Annotated in this window: 7 protein-coding genes and 1 pseudogene; 4 read left to right on the forward strand and 4 right to left on the reverse strand. The window is 62.4% G+C overall.

The genetic code is table 11. The features are described 5' to 3' along the window. The 4 genes from BVER_RS22365 to typA form a co-directional block, all read right to left on the reverse strand. A partial coding sequence (locus tag BVER_RS22365; protein ID WP_050455147.1) for an FAD-dependent oxidoreductase occupies positions 1–1044 on the reverse strand: 1044 nt, incomplete at its 3' end. Positions 1045–1136: 92 nt separating this feature from the next. Continuing rightward, the gene (odhB, locus tag BVER_RS22370) at positions 1137–2423 is read right to left on the reverse strand and encodes a 2-oxoglutarate dehydrogenase complex dihydrolipoyllysine-residue succinyltransferase (protein WP_050455148.1); all 1287 of its coding nucleotides are present in this window, start codon (positions 2421–2423) and stop codon (positions 1137–1139) included. Positions 2424–2539: 116 nt separating this feature from the next. Further along, positions 2540–5401 carry a 2-oxoglutarate dehydrogenase E1 component gene (locus BVER_RS22375; RefSeq protein ID WP_050455149.1) on the reverse strand — a complete coding sequence of 954 codons (2862 nt, stop codon included), beginning with the start codon at positions 5399–5401 and terminating at the stop codon, positions 2540–2542. Positions 5402–5737: 336 nt separating this feature from the next. Next, positions 5738–7558 carry a translational GTPase TypA gene (gene typA / locus BVER_RS22380; protein ID WP_050455150.1) on the reverse strand — a complete coding sequence of 607 codons (1821 nt, stop codon included), beginning with the start codon at positions 7556–7558 and terminating at the stop codon, positions 5738–5740. Between the two features lie 317 nt (positions 7559–7875). On the opposite strand from typA, the gene BVER_RS22385 reads away from it, so the two are divergent. The 4 genes and pseudogenes from BVER_RS22385 to BVER_RS22400 form a co-directional block, all read left to right on the forward strand. Next, on the forward strand, positions 7876–8394 hold the full coding sequence (locus BVER_RS22385; protein ID WP_050455153.1) for a MarR family winged helix-turn-helix transcriptional regulator: 519 nt from the start codon (positions 7876–7878) through the stop codon (positions 8392–8394). 96 nt (positions 8395–8490) lie between these two features. Beyond that, positions 8491–10053: an efflux transporter outer membrane subunit gene (locus BVER_RS22390; protein WP_050455151.1), complete on the forward strand. Its 1563-nt coding sequence runs from the start codon at positions 8491–8493 to the stop codon at positions 10051–10053. A gap of 52 nt (positions 10054–10105) precedes the next feature. Further along, the gene (locus tag BVER_RS22395) at positions 10106–11374 is read left to right on the forward strand and encodes an HlyD family secretion protein (RefSeq protein ID WP_050455152.1); all 1269 of its coding nucleotides are present in this window, start codon (positions 10106–10108) and stop codon (positions 11372–11374) included. 13 nt (positions 11375–11387) lie between these two features. Continuing rightward, positions 11388–12489, forward strand: a pseudogene (locus BVER_RS22400) (DHA2 family efflux MFS transporter permease subunit); the annotation flags it as partial. Positions 12490–12609 lie beyond the last annotated feature (120 nt).

Raw genomic sequence — 12609 nt, forward strand, 5'->3', positions numbered from 1 at the left:
CTGGCCGTCGATAATTTCCGCCACCGCCACGCCTTCGTCTTCCGCCTTGTGCGCGAGCATCGGGCCACGCACGACGTCGCCGATCGCGTAGACGCCCGGCACGCTCGTCGCGCAGTGGTCGTCCACGTCGATGAAGCCGCGCTCGTTGGCCTTCAGGCCGATCGATTCCAGACCGAGGTTGTCGGTGTTCGACACGCGGCCGATCGACACGATCAGGCGATCCGCTTCCAGCGTCTGCGCGTTACCGGCGTTGTCGGTGTAGGCAATCGACACGCCCTTGTCCGACGTCTTCACTTCGCCGATCTTCACGCCGAGGTGAATATCCAGACCCTGCTTCTTGAACTGCTTGGCGGCTTCCTTCGCCAGCGCTTCGTCCGCTGCGCCGAGGAATTGCGGCAGCGCTTCGAGCACGGTCACATCCGCGCCCAGACGACGCCACACCGAGCCGAGTTCCAGACCGATCACGCCCGCGCCGATGACGGCGAACTTCTTCGGCACGGCGTCGAACGACAGCGCGCCTTCGTTGTCGGCCACGATCTTGTTGTCGACCGGAATGTTCGGCAGATGACGCGCCTTCGAGCCCGTCGCGATGATCACGTTCTTCGCGGTGACGACTTCTGTCTCGCCTTCGCCCGACACTTCGATCTGCACGCCCGAACCGTTCTTGCCGGTGAACTTGCCGTGACCCTTGAGCCACGTGATCTTGTTCTTGCGGAACAGGAACTCGATGCCCTTGGTCATCTTTTCGACGATGCCGTCTTTACGCGCCAGCATCTTCGACACATCGAGCTTCACGTCCGACACGCTGATGCCGTGATCGGCCAGATGCTTCGACGCGTTCTCGAATTCTTCCGACGACGCCAGCAGCGCCTTCGAGGGGATACAGCCTACGTTCAGACACGTGCCGCCGAGCTTCAACGCGCCCGCCGGGTTCTTCCACTTCTCGATACACGCAACCGATTTGCCGAGTTGCGCTGCGCGAATCGCCGCGATATAGCCGCCAGGGCCCGCGCCGATCACGACGACATCAAATTCCTTGGACATGACTTTCCTTTTGCATGACTGCGCTCTTGCGCAGACGCCTTCCTCAAGGCGCGCGCGAGCCTATCGCGCGCGCCCGAAGGCACTATTAGCTCTTACAGGTCCAGCAGCAGACGGGCCGGATCTTCCAGCGCGTCCTTCATCGCGACCAGCGACAGCACGGCTTCGCGGCCGTCGATGATGCGGTGGTCGTACGACAGCGCGAGGTAGTTCATCGGACGGATCACGATCTGGCCGTTTTCGACGACCGCGCGTTCCTTCGTCGCGTGCACGCCGAGGATTGCCGACTGCGGCGGGTTGATGATCGGCGTCGACAGCATCGAGCCGAACACGCCGCCGTTCGAGATCGAGAACGTGCCGCCGGTCATTTCTTCGATCGACAGCTTGCCGTCCTTGGCCTTCTGGCCGAATTCGGCGATCTTCTTTTCGATGTCGGCGAGGCTCATCTGATCCGCGTTGCGCAGAATCGGCACCACCAGACCGCGCGGCGAACCGACCGCGATACCGATGTCGAAGTAGCCGTGATAGACGATATCGTTACCGTCGATCGATGCGTTCACGAGCGGGAACTTCTTCAGCGCGTGGACGGCGGCCTTCACGAAGAACGACATGAAGCCGAGCTTCACGCCATGTTCCTTCTCGAAGCGATCCTTGTACTTGTTGCGCAGATCCATGACCGGCGCCATGTTGACTTCGTTGAACGTCGTCAGGATGGCGTTGGTTTGCTGCGACTCGAGCAGACGCTCGGCGATACGCGCACGCAGACGCGACATCGGCACGCGCTGTTCCGGGCGATCCTTGAGCCATGCATCGGCCAATGCCGGTGCGCTGACTTGCGGCAGCGACGGCTTGGCGGCGCGGGCGGGAGCCGGCGCGGGTGCGGCGGCGGGCTTTGCAGCCGGAGCGCCGGCCTGAGCGGACAGCGCGTCGCCCTTGGTGATGCGGCCGTCGCGGCCCAAGCCCGACACCTGATCCGCCGACACGCCCTTCTCGGCCAGAATCTTCGTCGCGGAAGGCGATGCTGCGCCGCCCGTCGATGCCTGCGCAGCAGCCGGAGCCGATGCAGCGGCGGCAGCCGGTTCGGCTTCCGGTGCGGGCTTCACTTCGGCGTCGCCGGCGGCGGGCGCGGCGCCTGCCTTGGCTTCGGTGTCGATCTTCGCGATGACTTCATCGGCGCCTACGATATCGCCGTCATGCTTGATGACTTGCGCGAGCACGCCAGCCGACGGTGCCGGCACTTCGAGCACGACCTTGTCGGTCTCGATTTCGATCAGGATTTCGTCCTGGGCGACAGCCTCGCCCGGCTTCTTCTTCCACTGCAGCATGGTCGCTTCCGAGACCGACTCGGAAAGCTGGGGAACCTTGACTTCTACGATAGCCATTTCAGTATTGTCCTAATGCGTGTGTCTGTATGTTTGGTCGAGCAGCGAAACCGGGGAGCGCGCTGTTGGAAAACTCCACGCTCACCCGGTCTCTTCAAGCAACGATTACTTCGCGCTCATTTCGCAATAACCTGCGCGCCCTTGAGGCGGCCGAACGCGCCTTCCACGAGCGCCTTCTGCTGCTCGTAGTGCTTCGCGTAGTAGCCGACTGCCGGCGATGCCGAAGCCGGACGGCCGCTGTAGGCCAGCTTCATGCCTTCGCGCATGCCTTCGCGCAGATGGTGCTCGATATAGAACCAGGGACCCTGGTTCTGCGGCTCGTCCTGCACCCAGACCACTTCCGTCGCATTTTCGAAGCGCTTGATTTCCGCGTCGAACTGCTTGTGCGCGAACGGATACAGCTGCTCGATACGCACGATGGCGACATCGTTCGCCTTCGCTTCGCGGCGATGCGCGACCAGGTCGTAATACACACGGCCCGAGCACGCGACCACGCGCTTGACCTTCTTCGCTTCGATCGTTTCGTCCACTTCGCCGATGACCGGCTGGAACGAACCCTTCGCGAGTTCCGACAGATCCGACACCGCTTCCTTGTGACGCAGCAGCGACTTCGGCGTGGCGATGATCAGCGGCTTGCGGAACAGGCGGATCATCTGACGGCGCAGCAAGTGGAAAATCTGCGCCGGCGTGGTCGGCTGAACCACTTGCATGTTGTGGTCCGCGCACAGTTGCAGGAAGCGTTCGATACGCGCCGACGAGTGCTCCGGACCCTGACCTTCGTAGCCGTGCGGCAGCATCATCGTGAGACCCGAGACGCGGCCCCACTTCACTTCGCCCGACGAGATGAACTGGTCGATCACGACCTGCGCGCCGTTCACGAAGTCGCCGAACTGCGCTTCCCACGCGACGAACGTGTTCGGTTCAGCGGTCGAATAACCGTACTCGAAGCCGAGCACTGCTTCTTCGGACAGCACGGAATCGATCACCGTGAACTTGGCCTGACCGTCCGCGATGTTCTGCAGCGGAATGTACGTGCCGTCGTTCCAGCGCTCGCGATTCTGATCGTGCAGAACTGCGTGGCGGTGCGTGAACGTGCCACGGCCCGAGTCCTGCCCCGTCAGACGCACGGCGTAGCCCGATGCGACCAGCGAAGCGAACGCGAGGTGCTCGCCCATGCCCCAGTCGAGCTTGGATTCGCCCAGACCCATCGCGCGGCGGTCGTTGATGACGCGCTCGACCAGCGGGTGGACCTTGAAGTTTTCCGGAATCGTCGTGATGCGCTCGGCCAGACGCTTCAGTTCGGCCAGCGGCACGGCCGTGTCGGCCGCGTCGGTCCACTTACGGTTCAGGAACGGCACCCAGTCGACCGCGTACTTGCTCTTGTAGTTCGAGAGCACCGGATCGACCGTGTGATGGCCTTCGTCCATCGCCTGACGGTATTCCTTGATGAAGGTATCCGCGTCTTCGGCCGTGATCACGCCCTGCTGAACCAGCTTTTCGGCGTAGACGGCGCGCGTGCCCGGATGCTTCGCGATGGTCTTGTACATCAGCGGCTGCGTGACGGCCGGCGTGTCCTGCTCGTTGTGACCCAGCTTACGGAAGCAGATGATGTCGACCACGACATCCTTGTGGAACTTCATGCGGAAGTCGATGGCCAGTTGCGTAGCCAGCACGACCGCTTCCGGATCGTCGCCGTTGACGTGCAGCACCGGCGCTTCGATCATCTTGACCACGTCCGAGCAATACAGCGTCGAGCGCGCATCGCGCGGGTCCGACGTCGTGAAGCCGATCTGGTTGTTGATGACGATATGCAGCGTGCCGTGCGTGCCGTAACCGCGCGTTTGCGCGAGGTTCAGCGTTTCCATCACGACGCCCTGACCGGCGAAGGCCGCGTCGCCGTGCACTTGCACCGGCAGCACTTGCAGGCCTTCTTCGTCGCCACGGCGATCCATACGTGCCTTGGCCGAACCCTCGACCACCGGGTTTACGATTTCCAGGTGCGACGGATTGAACGCGAGCGACAGGTGAACCGGGCTGCCTTCCGTCGAGACGTCCGACGAGAAGCCCTTGTGGTACTTCACGTCGCCGGCCGGCAGATCGTCGTGGTGCTTGCCTTCGAATTCGGCGAACAGGTCAACCGGCATCTTGCCCAGCGTATTGACCAGCACGTTCAGACGGCCACGGTGCGCCATCGCGATGACGATTTCCTGCACGCCGCTCTTGCCCGCGTGACGGACGACCTCGTCCATCGACGCGATGAAGCTTTCGCCGCCTTCCAGCGAGAAGCGCTTCTGACCGACGTACTTGGTGTGAAAGAAACGCTCGAGGCCTTCGGCGGCCGTCAGGCGGTTCAGGATGTGCTTTTTCTTCTCGACGGAGAATTCGGGCGTCGAGCGGATCGACTCCAGACGCTCCTTCCACCAGCGCTTCTGCTCCGGATCGCTGATGTACATGTATTCCGCGCCGATCGTGCCGCAATACGTGTCACGCAACGCCTTGACGATTTCGCGCAGCGACGCTTTCTCGAACCCGAAATACAGGTTCGTGGCGCTGAACGTCTCGTCCATGTCGGCTTCGGTGAAGTCGTAGAACGCGGGTTCGAGTTCGGGGATATGCGGACGCTCGCGACGCTTGAGCGGATCGAGATTGGCGATCTGCGAGCCGAGGAAGCGATAGGCGCCGATGAGGGACTGGACGTAGACCTGTTTGCGCGCGGTGGCCAGATCTTCCGTGCCGCTTTCGCGCGGGATGAAAGCGTTGGCTTTCGCGCGTTGGGCAAACGATTCGACGATCGGGCCATGGGCCACGTCGGTCTGCGCCGTGCCGTCGGATGCGGGCACGTTCTGCAGCGCGTCGAAATAGGCTCGCCAGGTCTCGGGCACTGACGCGGGATTATCGAGATATTGCTCGTACAGCTCTTCGACGTACGGAGCATTGCCGCCGAACAGGTATGAGTTCGACTGGAATTGCTTCATCATTTTTACGCTCACCTTTCTTCGAGTTTCTCGAGGAAGTGCGGGTTACAAAACCTTCCGCGCCACGGCCTGACCGTTTAGCGGATTGCGCGAATCAAGTCTGCTTGGAAGGACCTAACATGCGACAGCTAATCTCAAAAGCATAGCACATAACCAGTCGTCATATGGCTAATGGTCGCACCTTTGCCTCAGGGCCACGCCCTTCTGCCATAACGATGTGCGGGCTTTTTTTGAGATACACAAGCGTACGCCGAAGTTCAATCCGGCGCAGATACGACAAAGCCGCCGGAAGATGACTTCGGGCGGCTTTGTGCTTTTACTGCGGAGACTCCGGGGCGATTAGTCCGCTTCGCGGCTGGCGCGACGGCGCTCGTGTTCCTTCAGGTGACGCTTGCGCAAACGGATCGACTGCGGCGTGACTTCGACCAGTTCGTCGTCGTCGATGAACTCGACCGCGTATTCCAGCGACAATTGAACCGGCGGCACCAGACGCACGGCTTCGTCCGTACCCGATGCGCGGACGTTGGTCAGCTGCTTGCCCTTGATCGGATTCACGACGAGGTCATTGTCGCGGCTATGGATGCCGATGATCATGCCTTCGTACAGCGCATCGCCCGGCGACACGAACATGCGGCCGCGATCCTGCAGCTTCCACAGTGCGTAGGCCACGGCCGCGCCGTCGTCCTGCGAGATCAGCACGCCGTTGCGACGCTCGCCGATCGAGCCTTCCTTGACGGGCGAGTACGAATCGAACGTGTGGCTCATCAGGCCCGTGCCGCGCGTGAGCGTCAGGAATTCGCTCTGGAAGCCGATCAGGCCGCGAGCCGAAATCTTGTACTCGAGACGCGTGCGGCCACGGCCATCCGACGTCATGTCGAGCATTTCACCCTTGCGGCGGCCGAGTTCTTCCATCACGCCGCCCTGGTGGCCGTCTTCGATATCGACGGTCAGGTTTTCGTACGGCTCGTGCTTCACGCCGTCGATTTCCTGCAGCACCACGCGCGGACGCGACACGGCGAGTTCATAACCTTCGCGGCGCATGTTCTCGACCAGAATGGTCAAGTGCAGTTCGCCGCGGCCCGAGACTTCGAACGTGGTTTCGTCGCCGGTGTCTTTCACGCGCAACGCCACGTTGTGGTTCAGTTCCTTGGTGAGACGGTCGCGAATCTGACGGCTCGTCACGAACTTGCCTTCCTTGCCCGCCAGCGGCGACGAGTTCACGAGGAAGTTCATCGTGAGCGTCGGTTCGTCGACGGTGATCATCGGCAGCGCTTCGGGCTGTTCCGGCGCGCAGATGGTCACGCCGATACCGATTTCCTCGATACCGTTGATCAGCACGATATCGCCGGCCTGCGCCTCTTCAACCTGCACGCGCTCCAGACCGTGGAACGACAGCACCTGATTGATCTTGCGGTTGATGATCGCGCCGTCCGGACCCGAACGCACCGCGACCTGCATGCCGGGGCGAATACGCCCGCGCGCGACGCGGCCCACACCGATACGGCCGACATACGAGTTGTAGTCGAGCGACGTGATCTGGAGTTGCAGCGGCGCATCCGGGTCGGCCGGGCGAACCGGCACGTGTTCGAGAATGGCTTCGAACAGCGGACGCATGGTGCCTTCACGCACGTCCGGATTCAGACCGGCAAGGCCGTTCAGACCCGATGCATAAACGATCGGGAAGTCGAGTTGCTCTTCCGTGGCGCCCAGCTTGTCGAACAGATCGAAGGTCTGGTTGATCACCCAGTCGATACGCGCGCCCGGACGGTCCACCTTGTTGATGACGACGATCGGCTTGAGACCGAGCGCGAGCGCCTTCTTGGTCACGAAGCGCGTTTGCGGCATCGGGCCTTCGACGGCGTCGACCAGCAGCAGCACGGAGTCGACCATCGACAGCACGCGCTCCACTTCGCCGCCGAAGTCCGCGTGTCCCGGCGTATCGACGATGTTGATGTGCGTGCCTTCGTATTCGACCGCGCAGTTCTTCGCCAGGATCGTGATGCCACGTTCCTTTTCGATGTCGTTCGAGTCCATGACGCGCTCGGCGACCTGCTGGTTTTCTCGGAAGGTGCCCGACTGGCGGAGCAACTGGTCGACGAGCGTGGTTTTGCCGTGGTCGACGTGGGCGATGATGGCGATATTGCGAAGGGCGCGAGTCATAGGAGGATGTCTTGGTTGTGCGCCGTCGGAGCCGCCTTCGTGATATTGAAGGCTTCAAGGCTCGGCAACCCCTGCTGCAACAAATAAAACTCGGGCCCGGCGTGGTGATAACCGAAAAGTATAGCACGCACGGATGTCGTCTTCTGACAATAGGCCGATACCCGCTACCACCCGTCGAGATGGCGCAACACCCGTGCCCCGCCGCGCAAGCCTGCGCGCCGATTCTTAAACGCTTTCATAAAACACCTTTGCAGGCTTCGAAACTCGCCGCTACAATCCTGCCTAGTCAACTATTGCAATCGCATGATTATTCGGAAATGAGCGACGCTTCCAAAGCCGCCCCTGCCGCGATCACGCTCGACAATTACGTCCTGAGCGAGAGCGTCGGCTACCTGATCAGCCGCGTCCGCTCGACGATGTGGAACATGGTCACGCAGCAGACGACGTCCGAACTGGGCATCACCAGCACGCAGGCCAGCATCATGTTCATGCTCGCGGTCGGCAAATGCGCGACGGCGGCGGATATCGCGCGGGAATACGGCATCGATGCAAGCGCGGTGACGCGCCTGATCGACCGGCTGGAAAAGCGCGGACTGCTGTCGCGCGTGCGCAGCGAGGCGGATCGGCGCGTGGTGCGCCTGGCGCTGACCGACGACGGCCGCGCGATGGCCGAAAAAGTCCCGCCGATCTTCACCAGCGTGCTCGACAAACTGCTCACGGGTTTTTCTCCGGAAGAAGTCGGTTTCCTGAAAAACATGTTGCGCCGCATTCTGGCCAACTCGTGCGACCCTTCCGCAGCGGCCCTGCTCGCGGGAGCGGACAAGTCCGGCACTTGATTGCAATGACAAGCAAAATCGGCTCCAAATCGAACGACGGAAGCCTACAAAATGATTGCAACGTCCATCTTTAATACTCATCTCAAGAGACGAGCGATGAAACACCTCTCCTTGCCCGCGCTCGACGGCACGTCGCGTATCCGGAGCGCCCGAAGCGCCGTGGCCGCCGCCGTCGCGGCGCTGGCCGTCGCAGGCTGCGCGAACTACTCCGGCATCCACAGCGACAAGCAGATGTCGACGCCCGATCAATACGAGGCGACTCAGAGCGTGCCGAATCAGGGCGGTCAATGGCCGTCGCTCGACTGGGCCAACCAGTTCGGCGATCCGCAACTGCCGAAGCTGATCGACGAAGCGCTCGCGGACAGCCCGAGCATCGCGCAGGCGCAGGCGCGGATCTCGAAGGCGTCGTCGTATATCGAGACGTCGAATTCGGCGCTGTATCCGAAGGTCAACGGCTCGTACTCGTGGACCCGCGAACTGTATTCCGGCAACGCGCTGTTTCCGCCGCCTTACGGCGGGACGTGGTTCAGCGAGAACAACGTGCTGGCGAGCGCGTCGTGGGATCTGGATTTGTGGGGCAAGAACCGCTCGCGTCTGAATCAGGCCGTGTCGCAGGAAAAAGCCGCCGAAGCCGACATGCAACAGGCGCGCGTGACGCTCGCGGCATCGGTTGCGCGCACTTACAACCAGCTCGCGCTGCTCTACTCGCTGCGCGACGTGACGCAGCGTGAAATCGCCAATCGGCAGGATGTCGGGCGTATCACCAACGGGCGCGTAACGGCCGGACTCGACACCAACGTCGAGCGCCGCACCGCCGAAGGCAATGTCGCTACCAGCCAGACCAACTTGAGCGATCTCGACGGGCAAATCGAATCGGTGCGCTATCAACTGGCCGCGCTGCTGGGCAAAGGTCCCGATCGCGGTCTGAAGATCGACAAGCCGGTGATCAATCCGAACGTGAATGTCGCGCTGCCGGACAACGTGCCCGCCGACCTGATCTCGCGTCGTCCGGATATCGTCGCGGCGCGCTGGCAAGTGGAAGCGGCGACGCACAACATCAAGGAAGCGAAGGCCGAGTTCTTCCCCGACATCAACCTCGCGGCGGGCTTCGGTTTCGACGCGTTCGGCTGGGGCCGTTTCCTGCAGAGCAGCCGCCGCCAGATTCAGGCGGGACCGGCCATCCACTTGCTGATCTTCGATGCCGGCGCATTGCGCGCGCAGTTGAAGGGCCGCTACGCCGATTTCGACGGCGATATCGCGACCTACAACCAGACGCTGATCAACGCGCTCAACGACGTGGCGACCAACATCTCCGCGATCCGCGCCATCGACCGGCAAATGGGCGATGCGCAGCGCGCGCTGGGCGCCGCGACGAGCGCGTACAACCTCGCGGTGATCCGCTACAAGGTGGGCCTGTCGCCGCAACTGCAAGTGCTGACGGCGGACCAGAACCGTCTCGCCAACGAGCAGACGGTGACGAATCTGCGCATGCGCCGCAGCGATCTGCAGATCGCGCTGATCAAGTCGCTCGGCGGCGGATTCGATGCGACGAGCACCAATCTCGCCATCGACGGCAGCGGGCAGAAGCCGGCGGCGCAAGATCAATCGCAGGCAGGATCGCAAGCGCGGAAACAGACGACTCAGCAAGCGGCGAAGTAACCGGACCGCACAGAACACGCATCAAGCCAAATACGAGATATCGGAGCCTTTCATGAGCGACCCTCAACAAAACGCCGCAGCAGCGGCCGCGCCAGCGCCGAAGAGCAACGGCAAACGCCGTATGCTGATGACGCTGGTGGTGCTCGTCATCATCATCGCGGCCATTGCATACGGGCTGTACTACTTCCTGATCGCGCGATTCCACGAAGCGACCGACGATGCCTACGTCAACGGCAATATCGTGCAGATCACGCCGCAGGTCACGGGCACGGTCGTGTCCGTCAACGCCGACGATACGCAGACGGTCAAGATCGGCGATCCGCTCGTCTCGCTCGATCCGGCGGACTCGAAAGTCGCGCTCGATTCGGCCGAAGCAAATCTCGCGCAGACGGTGCGTCAGGTGCGCACGTACTTCGTCAACAACGGCCAGTACGAAGCGCAGATCGCGCTGCGCCGCTCGGACTTGTCGCGCGCGCAGGACGATTTGAATCGCCGCATGCAGGTGGCGCAGACGGGCGCGGTGTCGCAGGAAGAAATATCCCACGCGCGCGATGCCGTGCGCGGCGCGCAGGCCGCGCTGGACGCCGCCCAACAGGAACTCGCGTCGAACCGTTCGCTGACCGCGAACACGTCGATCGCCGAGCATCCGAACGTGCTCGCCGCCGCTGCCAAGGTGCGCGATTCGTACATCAACTACGCGCGCAACACGCTGCCCGCGCCGGTCACGGGTTATGTGGCGAAGCGTTCGGTGCAGGTCGGCCAGCGTGTCGCGCCCGGCAATCCGCTGATGGCGATCGTGCCGCTCAACGGCGTGTGGGTCGACGCCAACTTCAAGGAAGTGCAACTGAAGCATATGCGTATCGGCCAGCCGGTCGAGCTGACCGCCGACCTGTACGGTTCGAGCATCACGTATCACGGCAAGGTGATCGGCTTCTCGGCGGGCACGGGTTCGGCGTTCTCGCTGCTGCCCGCGCAGAACGCGACGGGTAACTGGATCAAGGTCGTGCAGCGTCTGCCGGTGCGTATCCAGCTCGATCCGAAGGAACTGGAACAGCATCCGCTGCGTATCGGCCTGTCGATGAACGTCGACGTGACGATCAAGGACGACAACGGCGCGCAACTCGGCCAGGCGGCGAACACGGTGTATCAGACCAACGTGTTCGAGAACTACGGCGCGCAGGCCGACCAGGAAATCGCGCGCATCATCCAGCAGAACGAAGGCAGCGGTCCGGGCGCGCAAGGCTCGCCGAGCACGACGTCGTCCTCCGCCGCGCCGCGCGGCAAGACCGTCAAGTCGGCGTCGGCCGCCAAGCTGATGTAAGCGGGTTCGCCTCATGTCTCAGCAAAACATCGTTCATCCGCCGCTGCAAGGCGCGAAGCTCGTCATCGGGACGATCGCCGTGTCGCTGGCGGTGTTCATGAACGTGCTCGATACCTCGATCGCCAACGTGTCGATTCCCTCGATTTCTGGCGATCTTGGCGTGTCGTCCGATCAGGGCACGTGGGTGATCACGTCGTTCGCGGTCGCCAACGCGATCTCGGTGCCGCTCACCGGCTGGCTCACGCAGCGGCTCGGTCAGGTGCGGCTGTTTCTCGGCTCGATCATTCTGTTCGTGATAGCGTCTTGGCTGTGCGGACTCGCGCCGACGCTGCCCTTCCTGCTCGCCGCGCGCGTGCTGCAAGGCGCGGTCGCCGGCCCGATGATTCCGCTCTCGCAGACGCTGCTGCTCGCGAGCTATCCACGCGAAAAAGCGCCGATGGCCTTATCGATGTGGTCGATGACGACGCTGATCGCGCCGGTCGCGGGCCCGATTCTCGGCGGCTGGATCTCCGAGAACATTTCCTGGCCGTGGATCTTCTACGTGAATATCCCGGTCGGTTTCGTCGCGGCAATCGCCACGTTCGCGATTTTCCGCGACCGCGATTCGGCAATCCGCAAGGCGCCGATCGATATCGTCGGCCTGAGCTTGCTGGTCGTGTGGGTCGGCTCGCTGCAAATCATGCTCGACAAGGGCAAGGACCTCGACTGGTTCAACTCGACGACCATCGTCGTGCTCGCGCTCGTCGCGGTGATCGCGTTCGCGTTCTTCCTCGTGTGGGAGTTGACGGCGGAACATCCGGTCGTCGATTTGTCGCTGTTCGCGCTGCGCAATTTCACGGGCGGGACGGTCGCGCTATCTATCGGTCGGTTACGGGCTGTACTTCGGCAATCTGGTGCTGTTGCCGCTCTGGCTGCAAACCGATATCGGCTATACGGCGACGGATGCCGGCCTCGTGATGGCGCCGGTCGGATTGTTCGCCGTGCTGCTCTCGCCGATCACCGGCAAGTTCCTGCCGCGCACCGATCCGCGCCGGATCGCGACGGCCGCGTTCCTCGTGTTTGCGTTGTGCTTCTGGATGCGCTCGCGTTATACGACCGGCGTCGATACGTGGTCGGCCCTTCAGAATTAGTCGAAGTCAAGGGTGGCAAGGGGCCGCCGGAAGATCGTGTTTCCCAGAACTCCCAGAAGCAATATTGATCTGAATGGTTTCCTGGGAGTTTGGAACTTCGCCGAT

The organism is Candidatus Burkholderia verschuerenii, assembly GCF_001189365.1.
Taxonomy (GTDB): domain Bacteria; phylum Pseudomonadota; class Gammaproteobacteria; order Burkholderiales; family Burkholderiaceae; genus Caballeronia; species Caballeronia verschuerenii.

Coding starts and splice junctions, on each gene's coding strand:
- BVER_RS22385 (WP_050455153.1), top strand. CDS start 7,876: ATGAGCGACGCTTCCAAAGCCGCCCCTGCCGCGATCACGCTCGACAAT.
- typA (WP_050455150.1), bottom strand. CDS start 7,558: ATGACTCGCGCCCTTCGCAATATCGCCATCATCGCCCACGTCGACCAC.
- BVER_RS22390 (WP_050455151.1), top strand. CDS start 8,491: ATGAAACACCTCTCCTTGCCCGCGCTCGACGGCACGTCGCGTATCCGG.
- odhB (WP_050455148.1), bottom strand. CDS start 2,423: ATGGCTATCGTAGAAGTCAAGGTTCCCCAGCTTTCCGAGTCGGTCTCG.
- BVER_RS22395 (WP_050455152.1), top strand. CDS start 10,106: ATGAGCGACCCTCAACAAAACGCCGCAGCAGCGGCCGCGCCAGCGCCG.
- BVER_RS22375 (WP_050455149.1), bottom strand. CDS start 5,401: ATGATGAAGCAATTCCAGTCGAACTCATACCTGTTCGGCGGCAATGCT.